Genomic DNA, 16,554 nt, shown 5'->3' on the forward strand with positions numbered 1-16,554 from the left:
CATGGATTCCACAACACCCACCGACGCCGCCTTCGCCCGCCACTACGCCACCTCCACCGCCACCACCCACAACCACCTCACCATCTTCGGCATCGACCTCGCCCACTCCCCCGACAGCTGGCCCCTCGACGCCGCCTACCTGGGACTTCAATGCGAGCCGGAGGCCCAGGACGACGAACCCCCCGTCCCTGCCGAACAGGCCCTGGCGGACCACTCCCGCATCCTCATCCGCGGCGTCGCCGGGTCCGGGAAGACCACCCTGCTCCAGTGGCTGACGGTCGCCACCGCCCGCGCCGAGCTGCCCGAGGCGCTCGCGGGGCTGCGCGGCCGGGTGCCGTTCCTGCTTCCCGTACGCCGCTTCGCTCGCGACGGGTTCCCGGAGCCGGCCGCGTTCCTGGCGGCCACCGGGTTTCCGGACGCCGGCGTACAGCCGCCCGGCTGGGCAGAGCGCGTACTGGGCGAGGGCCGCGCCCTGCTCCTCATCGACGGGATCGACGAAGCGCCCGAGAACGACCGCGAGGAGGTACGCGCCCGTCTCCGCGACTGGACCACCCGCTACCCGGGCAACGTCTGCATCGTCACCTCCCGCCCCTCCGCCGTACCGCACGGCTGGCTCGCCGGCGAGGGGTTCACCGAGCTCGCCCTGGCGCCGATGAGCCGGGAGGACATCGCCGCGTTCATCCAGCGCTGGCACCGCGCCGCCGCCCAGCAGAACCCGGCCGACCTCGACCGTCTCGGCCATTACGAGCGGACGCTGCTGAACGCCGTACGGATCACCCGGGACCTGGGCCGGCTGGCGACCAATCCGCTGATGTGCGGGCTGCTGTGCGCCCTCCACCGCGACCGGCGCGGCTATCTGCCCAACGGCCGTAAGGAGCTCTACGACGCCGCGCTGTCGATGCTGCTGGAGCGCCGCGACCGGGAGCGGGCGATGGTGGCGACGGACAGCGTGGAGCTGACCCGGCAGCCCAAGATCCAGCTGCTGCAGAAGCTGGCGCACTGGATGCTGATCAACGGGCGTTCGGAGATGGACCGGGACACGGCCGTCGCGACCCTCGCCGAGCATCTGCCCGCCATACCGGACGCCGCCCGCCAGGGCGGCCCCGAAGAGGTGTTCCGCCACCTCCTCAACCGGACCGGGCTGCTCCGGGAGCCCACACCGGGCACGGTCGACTTCGTGCACCGCACCTTCCAGGACTATCTCTCCGCGCGGGCGACCGTGCAGCGGCACGACTTCGGGCTGCTCCTCGCGCACGCCCACCACGACGACTGGGAGGACGTCATACGGATGGCTGTGGCCCTCTCCCGGCCCGACGAGTGCGCGGCCCTCCTGGACGGCCTGCTGGCCCCGCACGCGGGCGTACGGGCCGCCGAGGCCAGGCACCGGAAGCTGCTGGCCGCGGCCTGTCTGGAGCACGCCACCGAGCTGGACCCGGACGTCCGCGCCCGCGTCCAGCGCTTCACCCGGGACATGGTGCGGCCGGGGACACCGTCCGCGGCCCGCGCCCTGGGCTGGATCGGGCCGATTGTGCTGGAAATGCTGCCCGATCCCGCCCGCGCCTCCGACGACGAGGCATATCTCCTCGCCATTACCGCTACGTCCATTGCGGACGACATGGCAATTGACTATCTGGTGGGGCTGCGCGACCGCGCACATCACGACATCCGGGCCCAGCTCGCGGGGGCCTGGCGGCATTACGACACCGCCCGCTATGCCCGCGAGATCATCGCCCATCTCGAACCGGCCGAACTGTATTTCCCGGTGGCCGACCGGGAGGAATTGCATACCCTGCGCAGCCTGGGCGGCCGCCCCCATCTGCGGATCACCGGGCATTTCACCCCGGACGAGCTGATCGAGGGCATCGTCCCGGCGGACGGCCTGACCCGGCTGTGGCTCGCCTATGACCTGGGCGTCCCGATGGAATGGCTGTCGGCGTTCCCGAAGCTGGACACCCTGCAGATCGGCCGCCGAATTCCGCCGGTGACGGGTGTTCCGGACGGAATCCGCGTCATTCAGCTTTAGACAGCCCTGCCCGGACACAGCACCGCCCCGGACCGTACGGAACGGTTCCGGGGCGGTTGGCGCCAAACGCTGTCGCCTGGCTGTGCCGCGCTATGCGTCCTTGCTCAGGTTCGGGCCCGAGCCGCCGGTCGCGGACTCGATCGGCGGGGCGTCCGGCAGGGCCGCCTTCTCCTCGCCGCGGAAGGTGAACTTGGCGCTTTCACCCTCGCCCTCGACATCGACGACCACGATGTGGCCCGGACGCAGCTCGGTGAAGAGGATCTTCTCCGAGAGGGCGTCCTCGATCTCGCGCTGGATCGTGCGACGCAGCGGACGGGCGCCGAGCACCGGGTCGTACCCGCGCTTGGCCAGCAGCGACTTGGCCTCGCCGCTGAGCTCGATGCCCATGTCGCGGTCCTTGAGCCGCTCGTCCACCTTGGCGATCATGAGGTCGACGATCTGGATGATGTCTTCCTCGGTGAGCTGGTGGAAGACGACGGTGTCGTCGACACGGTTGAGGAACTCGGGGCGGAAGTGCTGCTTGAGCTCTTCGTTGACCTTGTTCTTCATCCGCTCGTAGCCGGTCTTGACGTCGCCCTGGGCCGCGAAGCCCAGGTTGAAGCCCTTGGAGATGTCCCGGGTGCCGAGGTTGGTCGTCATGATGATGACGGTGTTCTTGAAGTCCACGACCCGGCCCTGGGAGTCGGTCAGGCGACCGTCCTCCAGGATCTGCAGCAGCGAGTTGAAGATGTCCGGGTGGGCCTTCTCGACCTCGTCGAAGAGCACGACGGAGAACGGCTTGCGGCGCACCTTCTCGGTGAGCTGGCCGCCCTCTTCGTAGCCGACGTAGCCGGGAGGCGAACCGAAGAGCCGCGAGACGGTGTGCTTCTCGCTGAACTCCGACATGTCGAGGGAGATCAGCGCGTCCTCGTCGCCGAAGAGGAACTCGGCGAGGGTCTTGGACAGCTCCGTCTTACCGACACCGGACGGGCCCGCGAAGATGAACGAACCGCCGGGGCGCTTCGGGTCCTTCAGGCCGGCACGGGTACGGCGGATGGCCTGGGAGAGCGCCTTGATGGCGTCCTTCTGGCCGATGACGCGCTTGTGGAGCTCGTCCTCCATGCGGAGCAGGCGGGACGACTCCTCCTCGGTGAGCTTGAAGACGGGAATGCCGGTGGCCGTGGCCAGGACCTCGGCGATCAGCTCCTCGTCCACCTCGGCGACGACGTCCATGTCGCCGGCCTTCCACTCCTTCTCCCGCTTGGTCTTCGCGGCCAGGAGCTGCTTCTCCTTGTCGCGCAGGCCCGCGGCCATCTCGAAGTCCTGCGAGTCGATCGCGGACTCCTTCTCCCGGCGCACATCGGCGATCTTCTCGTCGAATTCGCGCAGGTCCGGCGGCGCGGTCATGCGGCGGATCCGCATCCGGGAGCCGGCCTCGTCGATCAGGTCGATCGCCTTGTCCGGCAGGAAGCGGTCGGAGATGTAGCGGTCGGCCAGGGTGGCCGCGGCGACCAGGGCGGAGTCCGTGATGGAGACGCGGTGGTGCGCCTCGTAGCGGTCCCTCAGGCCCTTGAGGATCTCGATGGTGTGCGGCAGCGACGGCTCCGCGACCTGGATGGGCTGGAAGCGGCGCTCCAGGGCCGCGTCCTTCTCCAGGTGCTTGCGGTACTCGTCGAGCGTGGTGGCACCGATGGTCTGCAGCTCGCCTCGCGCCAGCATGGGCTTGAGGATGCTGGCGGCGTCGATCGCGCCCTCGGCGGCGCCCGCACCCACCAGGGTGTGGAGCTCGTCGATGAACAGGATGATGTCGCCGCGGGTGCGGATCTCCTTGAGGACCTTCTTCAGGCGCTCCTCGAAGTCACCGCGGTAGCGGGAGCCGGCGACCAGGGCGCCGAGGTCGAGGGTGTAGAGGTGCTTGTCCTTGAGGGTCTCGGGCACCTCGCCCTTGACGATGGCCTGCGCCAGTCCTTCGACGACGGCGGTCTTGCCGACGCCGGGCTCGCCGATGAGGACCGGGTTGTTCTTCGTACGGCGGGAGAGCACCTGCATGACCCGCTCGATTTCCTTCTCGCGCCCGATGACCGGGTCGAGCTTGGTCTCGCGAGCGGCCTGCGTCAGGTTGCGGCCGAACTGGTCCAGGACGAGGGACGTCGAGGGCGTGCCCTCGGCGGGGCCGCCTGCGGTGGCGGCTTCCTTGCCCTGGTAGCCGGAGAGCAGCTGGATGACCTGCTGCCGCACCCGGTTGAGATCGGCGCCCAGCTTCACCAGGACCTGGGCTGCGACGCCCTCGCCCTCGCGGATCAGGCCGAGCAGGATGTGCTCCGTACCGATGTAGTTGTGGCCGAGCTGGAGGGCCTCGCGGAGCGAGAGCTCCAGGACCTTCTTGGCACGGGGGGTGAAGGGGATGTGCCCGGACGGGGCCTGCTGGCCCTGGCCGATGATCTCCTCCACCTGCTGGCGGACCGCCTCGAGCGAAATCCCGAGGCTCTCCAGGGCCTTAGCGGCGACACCCTCACCCTCGTGGATCAGGCCCAGGAGGATGTGCTCGGTGCCGATGTAGTTGTGGTTGAGCATCCGGGCTTCTTCCTGAGCCAGGACGACAACCCGCCGCGCGCGGTCGGTGAACCTCTCGAACATCGTTAATCGCTCCTCAGAGCGGTCAGGCAGTTAGGGGTCGGTCCCCTCCCTGTCCTTCCGCATGCTAGTCCCGCAACACGGGACAGCTCATTCCAACTGCCGACACCCGTCCGGATCACCCCCCGCTCCGGCGGGGAAAATAACTGCCGAACAGCTGACATCTGCTCCAACTCGATGGTGCGAGACGATGTTCCCGCAGGCCAGGCATATACGCTCTTCGCCACTACGCCCGTGGCGAACGCGCCCGCTGCCGACACGCCCACCGCATCCCGCCATCAGCCGGTGCAGAGCGCCTTGAGCGCCGGTCACACGGTCTCTTCCCACTGTGACTGTCTTACCCGCTGCCACTGACACTCCATGCGGCGCGGGCCGCTTCCATCCGCTACGGGCGAACATCCGCCCGCCACCGAATGCACCGCCGCGCCCCTCCCCCGGTCACGATCAGCTACGGTACGTATCCGCACTTCCACCCAGCGTAACTTCCTGGGTCTCGGGGAGTTGCACCGGACATGGCCCGCGCGCTTCCGCGACCCCGCAGCCCTCTTTCCGCCGTGCGCCGGTGGTACGAGGAGGAGATGGGCTGGCCGACCACCGGCACGGAACCGGTGGAGCTGCTGGTGGGGCCGCGCTTCGACGTCCTGGAGATGCCGGCCGACGCGGGACGGGCCGTACTGCGTCGGCTGCCGCACACCGGCCCGGTGGCGCTGCTGCGGGCCGGACGCGACGGAAATCGCCTCATTGATCGGCCGAAATTACTCATGCTCATCGCGGCCGGCGGCGCCGAGGAACTCCCGGAAATCCTGGAATGGCTGGAGTGGGGTGCACTCACGCCGGATCTCGGCGCGCGCGGAGCCGGCGAGCGGATGCCCGCACCGGCCGTTCCCCCGTTCCCTCCCTGCCCGTCCGCCGCCGGAGCGCTCTCCTCGCACGGATTCGGCGCGCGGGAGGCCGCAGGATGGTTGCGACCTCCCCGGCCGGGGCGCGCGGCGGAGAATTCCCTGCCCGCCACGGGGTTCGGGGCAGGAATCGGCGGAGACGGTGGGGGCGCCCCCGACCTCATTCGGCTGGTGAGCGCGGCGGCAACGGAGTGCCACCGGGCCCGGTTGCTGCGTGCTCGTAATGCCCAATCGGATCGCGCTGACGGCGATCAGCCGTTGGCCTTCTCGAATGCCTCGCGAATGTCGGCGGGGACACGGCCACGGTCATTGACGTTGTAGCCGTTCTCCTTCGCCCAGGCGCGGATCTTCGCGGTGTCCTGGCTGCCGGCGGAAGTCGCGCGCGCCTTGCCACGGCCCGCGGAGCGCCCACCGGTACGGCGGCCGGCCTTCACGAAGTCGGCGAGCGAGTCGCGGAGCTTCTGGGCGTTGGCGTCGGTGAGGTCGATCTCGTAGGACTTGCCGTCGAGAGCGAACGTCACGGTCTCGTGGGCCTCGCCACCGTCGAGGTCGTCGACAAGAAGAACCTGAACCTTCTGTGCCACCGGATTCCCTTTCATCGAATGTGGATTACGACGGAAAGCAAACCGCTTTTCCGGGAAAAACACAAACCCTTGGGTAGGGTTCACTTGCCCGCAGAGCGGGGAACACATGCTTCCGTAGCCATGAGATAGGGGAGCGATTCGGACATAGAACGCCGATCACAGGTGGAGAAGCATCCGGCTGTTACCCAGGGTGTTGGGCTTCACTCGTTCGAGCCCGAGGAACTCGGCAACGCCCTCGTCATAGGAACGCAGCAGCTCGCTGTAGACATCACCGTCTACCGGAGTCTCGCCGATCTCCACGAAGCCGTGCTTGGTGAAGAAGTCGACTTCGAAGGTGAGACAGAAAATGCGCCGTACTCCGAGCCAGCGTGCGGTACGCAGCAGCTTGTCGAGGACATGGTGGCCGACTCCCGAGCCCTTGAGCTGCGGGTCCACCGCAAGTGTGCGGACTTCGGCCAGGTCTTCCCACATCACATGCAGTGCGCCGCAGCCGACGACCTCGGCGTCTTCGTCGCGCTCGGCAACCCAGAACTCCTGGATGTCCTCGTAAAGCGTGACGGTGGCTTTGTCGAGCAGGATGCCGTCCCGTGAGTAGGAGTCGATGAGGCGGCGGACCGCCGGGACATCGCTGGTCCGGGCGCGGCGGACGGTGAGGCCTTTTGAATGCACGGGCATGCCGGGACGCTATCGCCCCGTGCCGCCGGCGCCCGCCCCGGGTTCATCACCTTCGCCGGTTGCGCGTTCTTCCGCGCGTTCCGGAGTGGTCTCTTCGGCCTCTTCGGTCTCTTCGCGGCTCTCCGGATCGGTGCTCTCCGGATCGTCGATCTGCACCATCCGTACGGCATCGCGCAAGGCATGTCGCTGTTCCGGCGACATCATGTCGAAGAAGGCCACAAGAGCGGCCGCGGGGTTGTCACTGGCGGACCATGCTTCGTTCATCAGTGCGGCCGAGTACGCGGCCCGAGTGGAGACCGCCTCATATCGATAGGCGCGGCCTTCTGCTTCGCGCCGTACCCAGCCCTTCTGATGAAGATTGTCCAATACGGTCATGACCGTCGTGTAGGCGATCGACCGTTCCTTCTGGAGATCTTCCAGGACTTCTCGAACGGTGACCGGGCGGTTCCACTCCCACACCCGCGTCATCACCGCGTCTTCCAGATCACCCAATGGTCTCGGCACACAAGAACAATAGTGGGAGATGTCCCGAATGCCCGTTGATCTCGTGGCGTTTGTGCCGGAAAAAGGATGTACGACCCGAGATGGTCATTCCCGGGCCGTACTGTGTGCGCACACCGCCGCAAGAGGCGGCACAACGGTCAGACTCCGTGCGCCTTGGGCTCCGCAGCCGGCTCGGACCGGGCGATCATGGCGTCCGCGGCGGCGTCTTCCTTGGCCTTGTTCGGGCCGCCCTGGCTTTTGACGATCGTCACGATGAGGGCGGTGAAGGCCACGGCCATCACTGCCGGCGGGGTCAGCGCTGCGAGGTAATCCATGGCGTACGGCCTCCTTTGGGGCGTCGAGATTCCCAGGGTACGCAGCGCTCAGGCGGTGCGGCTCTCGGGGGGCGGGGCGGGCTTGCGGCGGGGCGGGAAGACCTCGCCGGGCGTGGGGATGGGACGGTCCCGGCGCGGGGCCTTCGGCGCGGGTGACGGAGCGGGCCGGGGGCGCCGCTGGGGCTCGGGCTCCGACTCACGCTCCGGCTCGCGTTCCCGCTCACGCTCCGGCTCGTCCGCCGCCGCGCGGCCGCCGGGCAGGGCCCGCAGCCGGGCCCGTACCGACCGCTCGGCCAGCTGCTCGCAGTGGAGCAGCAAGGTGGCGCGGCGCTCGCTCTCGGCCGCCCCGGTGCGCCGCGCGACGAGCGAGCGCAGGGCTGCGAGGTCGTCGGGCCCGGGGACGTAGCCGGCCGCCAGCGCCTCCTTGAGGTGGGCGAGGTAGCCGGCGGCCGAGCCGGGCAGGGTTTCGCGGTAGCGGGCGAGGTCGGCGAGCAGGAAGGCGTGCAGCCGCCCGCCCTCGTGCACCGCCTCGTCCACCGCCTCGGCCAGCCGGAGGTACTCCTGGATGTCCTCCGGCCGCTGCAGGGCGGCGCCGCCGAGCGGGACGGAGGGGGACGTCGACTTGAGGGCATGGGCGAGAGCGCGACGGAGCACTCGCAGCTCATCGGCGCTGAACGTCATGCCGCCGCAGGATCCGTATGGCATAGGCATGCGGTGACTTTACGACCAATTCAGACAAAAGCCGCTTAATTCGCTTACGGTGGCGCGGCCCGTCCCGCGGACCCGGCAGCCGCCGTCTACGACCGGCCGATGTTCCGCTCGTAGACCAGCCGCAGCCCGATCAGGGTGAGCCAGGGCTCGTGGGCGTCGATCACCGAGGACTCGCCGAGCACCATCGGGGCGAGGCCGCCGGTGGCGATCACCGTCACGTCCTCGGGGTCGTCGGCCAGCTCCCGCGCCATCCGCTGCACCACGCCGTCGACCTGGCCCGCGAAGCCGTAGAGGATGCCGGACTGCATCGCCTCGACGGTGTTCTTGCCGATGACGCTGCGCGGCCGGGCCAGCTCGATCTTGCGCAGCTGCGCGCCCTTGACGCCCAGCGCGTCCACCGAGATCTCGATGCCCGGCGCGATCACCCCACCGACGTACTCGCCGCGTGCGCTGACCGCGTCGAAGGTGGTGGCCGTACCGAAGTCCACGACGATCGCCGGACCGCCGTAGAGCTCGACGGCCGCCAGGGAGTTGATGATCCGGTCGGCGCCGACCTCTTTGGGGTTGTCCATCAGGACCGGCACGCCCGTCTTCACGCCTGGCTCGACGAGCACGGCCGGGACGTCGCCGTAATAGCGGCGGGTGACCTCGCGCAGCTCGTGCAGCACGGAGGGGACGGTCGAGCAGATGGAGATGCCCTCGATGCCGTCGCCCAGGTCGTCGCCGAGGAGGGGGTGCATCCCCATCAGGCCCTGGAGGAGGACCGCCAGCTCGTCGGCGGTGCGGCGGGCGTCGGTGGAGATCCGCCAGTGCTCGACGATCTCCTCGCCGTCGAAGAGGCCGAGAACGGTGTGCGTGTTGCCCACGTCGATGGTCAGCAGCATCAGCCCTGCGCCTCCTGCGGCTCCTCGGACTCCTCGCGCAGGTCGAGGCCGATGTCGAGGATCGGGGCGGAGTGGGTGAGCGCGCCGACGGCCAGGTAGTCGACGCCGGTCTCCGCGTAGGAGCGGGCGTTGGCGAGGGTGAGCCGGCCGGAGGACTCCAGCATCGCGCGGCCCGCGACCAGCTCCACGGCCTCCCTGGTCTGCTCCGGGGTGAAGTTGTCCAGCAGGATCAGATCGGCGCCCTCGGCGAGGATCGGCGGGATCTGGTCGAGCCGGTCGACCTCCACCTCGATGGCCAGGCCCGGGAATTCGTCCCGTACGGCCGTGAACGCCGCGGCCACGCCGCCCGCCGCGACGACGTGGTTGTCCTTGATCAGCGCCGCGTCCGACAGCGACATCCGGTGGTTGACGCCCCCGCCGCAGCGCACCGCGAACTTCTCCAGGGCACGCAGCCCCGGGGTCGTCTTGCGGGTGTCGCGGACCCTGGCCTTGGTGCCCTCCAGGACGTCCGCCCACGCGCGGGTGGCGGTGGCGATGCCCGACAGCCGGCACAGGATGTTCAGCGCGCTGCGCTCGGCGGTGAGCAGATCGCGGGTGCGGGTGGTGACGGACAGCAGCTTGGTCCCGGCCTCGACCCGGTCGCCGTCCTCGACGTGCCGCTCGACCGCGAACTCGTCGGTGCACACGATGGACAACACGGCCTCGGCGATCCGCAGCCCGGCGACCGTACCGGCCTCGCGGGCGGTGAAGTCACCGGTGGCGACGGCGTCTTCGGGGATGGTCGCCACGGTCGTGACGTCCACGCCCTGGTCGAGGTCCTCCTCGACGGCCATGTGCGCGATGTCCTCGACCTGTACGGGGTCGAGCCCGGCGTCCACCAGGAGCGCGGCCAGGTCCGGGTCGAGGCCGCAGGTCAGCGGATCGAGTTCATACGCACTGTCGTCGCCGCCGACGCAGCCGCAGGAGTCACCGCAGCCTCCGCCCGCGGGGGCGTCGGAGGGTCGGCCGATCTGGAGGAGGGGGAGGTCGTCGGGGGTGCTGCTCACGGGGGTGGCTCCGTATCGGGAAAGTCGGGGCGGGGTGGCGGGAGAAGAGGGGCGGGACGGTCTGGGGGTTACGGGGTGACGGCTGCGGTCGGCGGGAAGTCGGCCGTGTCCGTCGTGCGGACGCTCAGCGCGCGGTCCGCGTCGAGGGTGATGCGGAAGTGGCGGCGCCAGGAGGCATCGTCGCGGTCGGGGTGGTCCTCGCGCCAATGGCAGCCGCGGGTTTCCGCCCGGCGCTGCGCGGCGGCGACCAGCACCCGGGCGACGCAGAGGAGGTTGGTGGCCTCCCATGCCTCCACACCCGGTTCGGGGGCCTTGGCCCCGCCGGTCCCCGCGGTCCCCGCCGCGGCCTCCGTGGCCTCGCGGTGGATGCGGTCGAGTTCGGCCGCGGCGTGCGCCAGGCCGTCCGCGCTGCGCAGGACGCCCGCGCCGGCCGTCATGATCCGCTGGACGGTGATGCGGGTTTCGGGCGCGAGGAGCGGGAGGGGGACCGCCCCGGGGCCGCCGGCGGCCGACTCGGGGGCGCCGGCGGCACCGGCGGCCGGGCGTGCGGCGATGTCCTCGGCGATCCGCTCCGCGAACACCAGCCCCTCCAGGAGGGAGTTGGACGCCAGGCGGTTGGCCCCGTGGACACCGGTGCAGGCGACCTCACCGCAGGCATAGAGGCCGGGCACGGTGGTGCGCCCGTGCAGATCGGTGCGGACGCCTCCGGAGGCGTGGTGGGCGGCCGGGGCGACCGGGATCGGCTCCGTGACCGGGTCGATGCCGTGGGCGCGGCAGGCGGCGAGGATGGTCGGGAAGCGGTGTTCCCACATCTCGGCGCCGAAGTGCCGGGCGTCCAAGTACATGTGGTCGGCGCCCTGTTCGAGCGCCCGCCGCAGGATCGCCTTGGCGACGATGTCGCGCGGGGCCAGCTCGGCGAGTTCGTGCTGGCCGACCATGAAGCGGGTGCCCTCGGCGTCGACCAGGTGGGCACCCTCGCCCCGTACGGCCTCGGAGATCAGCGGCTGCTGGCCCTCCGCGTCCGGCCCCAAATACAGGACGGTGGGGTGGAACTGCACGAATTCGAGGTCGGAGACCTCGGCTCCGGCGCGCAGGGCAAGGGCCACCCCGTCGCCGGTGGAGACGGCCGGGTTGGTGGTCGCGGAGAAGACCTGGCCCATGCCCCCGGTGGCGAGCACCACGTTCGGGGCGTGCACGGCGCCGACGCCGTCGTGCTGGCCCTCCCCCATGACGTGCAGGGTGACGCCGGACGTACGGCCTTCCGCGTCCGTGAGCAGGTCGAGGACGAGGGCGTTCTCGATCGTGCGCAGTCCGGCGGCGCGGACCGCCTCGACCAGGGCGCGGGAGATCTCGGCCCCGGTGGCGTCGCCGCCGGCGTGCGCGATCCGGCTGCGGTGGTGGCCGCCCTCCCGGGTGAGCGCGATCTCCTCGCTGCCGGGCGCGGTGTCGAAGCGGGCGCCGACCTCGATCAGCCGGTGCACGGCGTCCGGCCCTTCGGTGACCAGGGCCCGTACGGCCTCCTCGTCGCAGAGTCCGGCGCCCGCGACGAGGGTGTCGGCCAGATGCTGCTCGGGGGTGTCGCCGTCACCGAGGGCCGCGGCGATGCCGCCCTGGGCCCAGCGGGTGGAGCCGTCGTCCAGGCGGGCCTTGGTGACCACGACCGTACGGCGCCCGGCGGCGGCGCAGCGCAGAGCGGCGGTCAGCCCGGCCACGCCGGAGCCCACCACGACGACGTCCGCGTCGATGGACCAGCCGGGGGCGGGGGCGGTCAGGCGTATGCCGGGGGCTGCGGTGGCGGCGGGGGCTATCGCCCGGCCGGGGCCGGTTCCTGTTCCGGTAGCGGTCATCGGGGCGCTCCGAGGGGGCCTTGGGGAGTGGTGGTGGGGTGCGGGGGTGCGGTCGTGGCGCGGGCCGGCGTGGGGGTGGTGTCCCCCGTGCCTGCTACCGGGCCGAACACGAGGCGGATGTTGTCGATGAGACGCGTGGTGCCGACCCTGGCGGCGACCGCGAGGACCGCCTCGCCCTCGTACGCGTCCGGGACCTCGGTGAAGTCGGACGGATCGACCAGCGCCAGGTAGTCCAGTTCCAGCGGCGGGTCGAGGGCGGCCGCGTCCGTCAGGACCGCCTTGGCGGCGGCGCGGGCCACGGAGGGGCCGTGCGGCGGGCCGGCGGCGGCGCAGGCGACGGCGTGCGCGTCGGCGGCGGCCCGGTCCTCCCCGAGGGCGGCCAGCGCGGCGGCCCGGTCCTGGACGGGGTGGCCCGCGGAGGCGGCGCGGGCGCGCAGCGCCTCCTCGGCCGCGAGCCGGTCGCGGGCCGCGAACAGGGCGGCGGACAGGGCGAGCGCGGTGCGGCGTTCGCGGCCGGAGAGGTAGCGGTTACGGCTGGAGCGGGCCAGGCCGTCGTCCTCGCGGACCGTCGGCACGCCCACGATCTCGACGGGGAAGTTCAGATCCGCGGCCATCCGTGTGATCACCGCGAGCTGCTGGGCGTCCTTCTCCCCGTAGAACGCGATGTCCGGGGCCGTCAGATGCAGCAGCTTGGCGACTACGGTGAGGACCCCGTCGAAGTGGCCGGGGCGGCTGGCGCCCTCCAGGAGGGTGCCCATCGGTCCGGCGGCGATCCGGATCTGCGGCTCGCCGCCCGGATAGACCTCGTCGACGGACGGCGCGAACACCACATCGGCGCCCGCCTCGGCGGCCAGCACCACATCCGCGTCCAGCGTGCGGGGATAGCGGTCGAGGTCCTCGCCCGCCCCGAACTGCAGCGGGTTGACGAAGACCGTGACCACGACCTGACCCTCCGCGCCGACCCGGGCACGGGCGGCGCGGACCAGGGTGGCGTGGCCCTCGTGCAGCGCGCCCATGGTCATGACGACGGCGCGGGGGCCGCTGCCGCGCGGGAGGTCGCGCAGGGCGGCGGCGGTGTGGAGGAGGCGGGTGGCGGACGGCGGGGGCGAGGTGGTCATCGGTCGCCTCCGGTGGGGCCGTCGTCGTCGGGGTGGGGGGTGTCGTTCCCGGGTGTGTCGTTCCCCGGGGTGTCGGGGCCGGGGCCGTGGGACGCCTCGGCGGCGTCGGGAGCCGGGCCGGCGAGCACACCGAGCAGGTCCTCGGCCAGTTCCGGCTTGAGGAGGCCCTGGGCCAGGGCCCGGTCCGCGGTCGCACGGGCCATCGCGAGATACCCGGCGACGCTCCCCGGCGCATGCCGACGCAGCTCCGCGACGTGCGCGGCGACCGTGCCCGCGTCACCGCGCGCGACCGGCCCGGTCAGGGCGGCGTCACCGGACCGCAGGGCGTTGTCCAAGGCGGCGCCGAGCAGCGGTCCGAGCATCCGGTCCGGTGCCTCGACGCCCGCTTGCCGCAGCAGCTCCATCGACTGGGCGACCAGCGTGACCAGGTAGTTCGCACCGATGGCGAGGGCCGCGTGATACAGCGGACGAGCCGATTCCGCGATCCACTCGGGCTCTCCGCCCATCTCGATGACCAGCGCCTCGGCGGCCATCCGCAGCTCCTCTGGCGCGGTCACCCCGAAGGAGCACCCGGCGAGCCGCTGGACGTCCACGGACGTGCCGGTGAACGTCATGGCCGGGTGCAGCGCGAGCGGCAGCGCGCCGGCCCGCGTGGCCGGATCGAGCACGGCCGTTCCATAGCGCCCCGAGGTGTGCACCAGCAGCTGCCCCGGCCGTACGGCACCGGTCTCGGCGAGGCCGCGCACCAGGTCGGCGAGGGCGTCGTCGGGAACGGTCAGCAGCACGAGGTCGGCGCGGGCGAGCACCTCGGCCGGGGCGACCAGCGGGACATCCGGGAGCAGCTCGGCGGCACGTCGTACGGAGGCGTCGGAGACTCCCGATACGGCGACCGGCCGATGCCCTGCGAGCTGCAGAGATGCGGCGAGGGCGGGCCCGACTCGGCCCGCGCCGACGACTCCGACGGTGAGCCGGGCGGGGCGGTCCTGGGCCGAGGGGGGTCCCCCCTGCTCGAGCGGAGCCGAGAACTTGGGGGAGGGTGGGTGTGCGTTCACGCGGCGATGGCCTTCCGTTCCAGTCCGCGGGGGGTACCGGACGATTCCTCGCCATGCTACGCGAGTGTTTCCGGCGGTCCTGGGGGCTGGACAGAGGTGAGACGGAGGCCATTCCGCACACCGCCCCGCAGGGTTATCCACAACTTTATCCACAGGGGTCGCGGGTCGGCGCGCAGCTGGGCCATGCTCGATGCGCCGGAACGAACGGCCGGCGAACGGACGGAAGGGCAGGTGGGGGCCGTGGAGCAGGGCACACGGAAGCCGGCGGCGGGTACCGGTGCGCAGGAGGCGGGGTCCGGCGGCGCGGGGGCGGGAGTCCGTCCCGTCGAGCGGGCGCGGCTGATCGCGGCGTGGCGCGGCTCGGAGCGGAGACTCGTCGACGGCCCGTCGGGCGTGACCCTCCGCGAGCGGCTGGACCGTCTCCTGGCCGACGCCCCCACCGCATACGACCTGGACAAGTGGACCGATGTCTACGGCAACGACGACGGCATCGTGGGCGAACTGGAGCGCCGCACCGCCGAGCTCCTGGGCATGGAGGCCGCGGCCTTCTTCCCGACCGGGACGATGGCGCAGCAGGTGGCGCTGCGCTGCTGGGCGGGGCGTACGGGCAGCGCGACGGTCGCCGGTCATCCCCTGTCCCATCTGGAGGTGCATGAGCGCGACGCGTATGCGGTGGTCAGCGGGCTGCGCATGGTGCACGCGACGCGCGCACCACGGCTGCCGACAGCCGGCGAGATATACGACCTCCAGGAGCCGTTCGGCACCCTCGCGCTCGAACTTCCGCTGCGCGAGGCGGGGTTCGTGCTCCCGCAATGGGCGGATCTGACGGCCACCGTGGCGGCCGCACGGGACCGCGACGCGGTGGTGCACTTCGACGGCGCGAGACTGTGGGAGTGCGGACCGCACTTCGGCCGCACCCTCCCGGAGACGGCCGCCCTCGCGGACAGCGTCTATGTCTCGTTCTACAAATCGCTGGGCGGCATATCGGGCGCCGCCCTGGCGGGCCCGGAGGATTTCATCGAGGAGGCCCGCGCCTGGCGGCACCGCTACGGCGGCCAGCTGTTCCAGCAGTGGCCGGCCGCACTGGCCGCCCTCGTCGGACTGGACCGCGAACTGCCGCGCCTGCCGGAGTACGTGGCCCACGCCAAGGTCGTCGCCCGAGCGCTCGGCGACGGCCTGGCCGAGGCGGGCGTGCCGTGGTTCCGGGTGAATCCGGCGGTCCCGCACACCCATGAGTTCCAGGTGTGGCTGCCGCATCCTCCCGAGGTCCTGAACGAGGCGGGCGTGCGACTGGCCGAGGACACCGGGACCACGCTGTTCCGGCAGTGGTTCGAGCCGGATGCCGCCGCGCCTCCCGGACTGTCGATGACGGAGGTGACGGTCGCGGCAGCGGCCATGGAGTGGACGGCCGCCGATGTCCGGGCGGCGGTGGCGGAGTTCGCGGGGCGGGTGGGGGCGCTCGGGGGGGGGTGAGCTGCGGCTTCGGCTTCACCGTGCCCTGCCCCGAGTAGCAACGTCGCCTCGGTCGCTCTCGCGGTCGACGGCCCAGGCAGCATCGCCCTGGTCGTCGCCTTCGGCGACGACCGGCACACCACGCTGACCGGCCACCAGGTGAGCGTCATGACCAAAGAGCTGGCGCAACCGCTCCACGAACTCCGCGGCAAACGCCGGATCGGCGGACAGCGCGTGCAGCTCCCACTCCAGTTGACGCCGCTGCCGTAAGGACGCCTGTGCAGTCCGGGCGAGTTGGGCGCGCCGACGCCACCGCTCCGCCGACCACCGGCCGCCTCTCACCGCTTCCCCGCCGGGTCGGCATGGGGATGGCGCCGGATCTCGACATTGCAGTCGGTCGCCCTCGACCTGTCCCCGCTGGCGTACGCCCCCGAGCGCTGCCGGTCCAGGGCCCCGCACACATCGCACCCGGCGACCGGCTCGGGCTCCCATGCCGGTTCTCCCAGGTGAACGGAGGGGTCCATACGGTCCGTCAACTCGCCACCTCCAAGGCGTCGATCCAGCGCGTCTCGGCCTCGTACCGCTGCACGACCAGCCACAGCGGCCGCCACTGTCCCTGCTGCGCCCGGCGTTTCTCCCGCTGCTCGGGCGTCAGGACGTACGGACGGACCAGGGCGGCGTCCTCGTCCCACAGCGGCTCCCACCCTCGGGCGGGCACATAGCGAGGCTCGGGCATCGGCGGTACGTCGGCGTCCACCCCGGCGGGCGATGCGCCTGCCGATCGGCGACACCCCGACCCAGGCAGCAAGAGCCGTAGCAACGGCTCGAAGAG

The 16,554-nt window shown here is 71.3% G+C and carries 16 protein-coding genes; 3 read left to right on the top strand and 13 right to left on the bottom strand.

The features are described 5' to 3' along the window. Position 1: 1 nt before the first annotated feature. Entirely contained in the window at positions 2-2,023 is a 2,022-nt protein-coding gene (locus ADL29_RS05905) for an NACHT domain-containing protein (RefSeq protein WP_281181775.1), read from the top strand. Positions 2,024-2,113: 90 nt separating this feature from the next. On the opposite strand, the gene ADL29_RS05910 is transcribed toward ADL29_RS05905, so the two are convergent. Then, positions 2,114-4,639 (bottom strand): ATP-dependent Clp protease ATP-binding subunit, encoded by a 2,526-nt coding sequence (locus ADL29_RS05910; protein WP_053922681.1) that lies wholly within the window; start codon positions 4,637-4,639, stop codon positions 2,114-2,116. 509 nt (positions 4,640-5,148) lie between these two features. Between ADL29_RS05910 and ADL29_RS40550 the strand changes: the two genes are divergently transcribed. Further along, positions 5,149-5,856, top strand: a complete 708-nt coding sequence (locus ADL29_RS40550; RefSeq protein WP_078970775.1) for an SCO3374 family protein — start codon at positions 5,149-5,151, stop codon at positions 5,854-5,856. Here ADL29_RS40550 and ADL29_RS05915 read toward each other — a convergent pair. The 10 genes from ADL29_RS05915 to ADL29_RS05955 all read right to left on the bottom strand — a co-directional run bounded on the left by ADL29_RS05915 (position 5,787) and on the right by ADL29_RS05955 (position 14,270). Further along, the gene (locus ADL29_RS05915; protein ID WP_046926727.1) at positions 5,787-6,119 is read right to left on the bottom strand and encodes a histone-like nucleoid-structuring protein Lsr2; all 333 of its coding nucleotides are present in this window, start codon (positions 6,117-6,119) and stop codon (positions 5,787-5,789) included. The genes ADL29_RS40550 and ADL29_RS05915 overlap by 70 nt on opposite strands. A 156-nt stretch (positions 6,120-6,275) precedes the next feature. Beyond that, entirely contained in the window at positions 6,276-6,794 is a 519-nt protein-coding gene (locus ADL29_RS05920) for an amino-acid N-acetyltransferase (RefSeq protein WP_053922682.1), read from the bottom strand. Between the two features lie 9 nt (positions 6,795-6,803). Next, positions 6,804-7,262: a BlaI/MecI/CopY family transcriptional regulator gene (locus ADL29_RS05925; RefSeq protein ID WP_053922683.1), complete on the bottom strand. Its 459-nt coding sequence runs from the start codon at positions 7,260-7,262 to the stop codon at positions 6,804-6,806. Positions 7,263-7,435: 173 nt separating this feature from the next. After that, positions 7,436-7,612 carry a hypothetical protein gene (locus tag ADL29_RS43965; protein WP_046926730.1) on the bottom strand — a complete coding sequence of 59 codons (177 nt, stop codon included), beginning with the start codon at positions 7,610-7,612 and terminating at the stop codon, positions 7,436-7,438. A 48-nt stretch (positions 7,613-7,660) separates the two neighbouring features. Further along, the gene (locus ADL29_RS05930) at positions 7,661-8,323 is read right to left on the bottom strand and encodes a hypothetical protein (protein ID WP_245689167.1); all 663 of its coding nucleotides are present in this window, start codon (positions 8,321-8,323) and stop codon (positions 7,661-7,663) included. Positions 8,324-8,409: 86 nt separating this feature from the next. Further along, positions 8,410-9,207 carry a type III pantothenate kinase gene (locus ADL29_RS05935; protein WP_053922685.1) on the bottom strand — a complete coding sequence of 266 codons (798 nt, stop codon included), beginning with the start codon at positions 9,205-9,207 and terminating at the stop codon, positions 8,410-8,412. Next, entirely contained in the window at positions 9,207-10,253 is a 1,047-nt protein-coding gene (gene nadC, locus ADL29_RS05940) for a carboxylating nicotinate-nucleotide diphosphorylase (protein WP_053922686.1), read from the bottom strand. The genes ADL29_RS05935 and nadC overlap by 1 nt, the downstream gene beginning before the upstream one ends. Positions 10,254-10,321: 68 nt before the next feature. Continuing rightward, on the bottom strand, positions 10,322-12,100 hold the full coding sequence (locus ADL29_RS05945; RefSeq protein ID WP_053922687.1) for an L-aspartate oxidase: 1,779 nt from the start codon (positions 12,098-12,100) through the stop codon (positions 10,322-10,324). Next, the gene (panC, locus tag ADL29_RS05950) at positions 12,097-13,218 is read right to left on the bottom strand and encodes a pantoate--beta-alanine ligase (protein ID WP_053922688.1); all 1,122 of its coding nucleotides are present in this window, start codon (positions 13,216-13,218) and stop codon (positions 12,097-12,099) included. The genes ADL29_RS05945 and panC overlap by 4 nt, the downstream gene beginning before the upstream one ends. Then, positions 13,215-14,270 (bottom strand): Rossmann-like and DUF2520 domain-containing protein, encoded by a 1,056-nt coding sequence (locus tag ADL29_RS05955; RefSeq protein ID WP_053922689.1) that lies wholly within the window; start codon positions 14,268-14,270, stop codon positions 13,215-13,217. The genes panC and ADL29_RS05955 overlap by 4 nt, the downstream gene beginning before the upstream one ends. A 240-nt stretch (positions 14,271-14,510) precedes the next feature. On the opposite strand from ADL29_RS05955, the gene ADL29_RS05960 reads away from it, so the two are divergent. Continuing rightward, entirely contained in the window at positions 14,511-15,743 is a 1,233-nt protein-coding gene (locus ADL29_RS05960; protein ID WP_245689168.1) for a threonine aldolase family protein, read from the top strand. Between the two features lie 317 nt (positions 15,744-16,060). Here the strand turns inward: ADL29_RS05960 and ADL29_RS40555 are convergent, their stop codons facing one another. Beyond that, a complete protein-coding gene (locus ADL29_RS40555) occupies positions 16,061-16,258 on the bottom strand; it encodes a hypothetical protein (RefSeq protein ID WP_425424205.1) in 198 nt (65 codons plus the stop codon). After that, complete coding sequence (locus tag ADL29_RS05970) at positions 16,255-16,458, bottom strand: hypothetical protein (RefSeq protein WP_053922800.1); 204 nt, start codon at positions 16,456-16,458, stop codon at positions 16,255-16,257. The genes ADL29_RS40555 and ADL29_RS05970 overlap by 4 nt, the downstream gene beginning before the upstream one ends. Positions 16,459-16,554 lie beyond the last annotated feature (96 nt).

The sequence above is a fragment of the Streptomyces chattanoogensis genome, assembly GCF_001294335.1.
Taxonomy (GTDB): domain Bacteria; phylum Actinomycetota; class Actinomycetes; order Streptomycetales; family Streptomycetaceae; genus Streptomyces; species Streptomyces chattanoogensis.

What these genes read in the sequence shown, in the direction of transcription:
- ADL29_RS05905 (WP_281181775.1), top strand. Translation starts at nt 2, where the DNA reads ATGGATTCCACAACACCCACCGACGCCGCCTTCGCCCGCCACTACGCC.
- ADL29_RS05910 (WP_053922681.1), bottom strand. Translation starts at nt 4,639, where the DNA reads ATGTTCGAGAGGTTCACCGACCGCGCGCGGCGGGTTGTCGTCCTGGCT.
- ADL29_RS40550 (WP_078970775.1), top strand. Translation starts at nt 5,149, where the DNA reads ATGGCCCGCGCGCTTCCGCGACCCCGCAGCCCTCTTTCCGCCGTGCGC.
- ADL29_RS05920 (WP_053922682.1), bottom strand. Translation starts at nt 6,794, where the DNA reads ATGCCCGTGCATTCAAAAGGCCTCACCGTCCGCCGCGCCCGGACCAGC.
- ADL29_RS05925 (WP_053922683.1), bottom strand. Translation starts at nt 7,262, where the DNA reads ATGACGCGGGTGTGGGAGTGGAACCGCCCGGTCACCGTTCGAGAAGTC.
- ADL29_RS43965 (WP_046926730.1), bottom strand. Translation starts at nt 7,612, where the DNA reads ATGGATTACCTCGCAGCGCTGACCCCGCCGGCAGTGATGGCCGTGGCC.
- ADL29_RS05930 (WP_245689167.1), bottom strand. Translation starts at nt 8,323, where the DNA reads ATGCCTATGCCATACGGATCCTGCGGCGGCATGACGTTCAGCGCCGAT.
- ADL29_RS05935 (WP_053922685.1), bottom strand. Translation starts at nt 9,207, where the DNA reads ATGCTGCTGACCATCGACGTGGGCAACACGCACACCGTTCTCGGCCTC.
- ADL29_RS05945 (WP_053922687.1), bottom strand. Translation starts at nt 12,100, where the DNA reads ATGACCGCTACCGGAACAGGAACCGGCCCCGGCCGGGCGATAGCCCCC.
- panC (WP_053922688.1), bottom strand. Translation starts at nt 13,218, where the DNA reads ATGACCACCTCGCCCCCGCCGTCCGCCACCCGCCTCCTCCACACCGCC.
- ADL29_RS05970 (WP_053922800.1), bottom strand. Translation starts at nt 16,458, where the DNA reads ATGCCCGAGCCTCGCTATGTGCCCGCCCGAGGGTGGGAGCCGCTGTGG.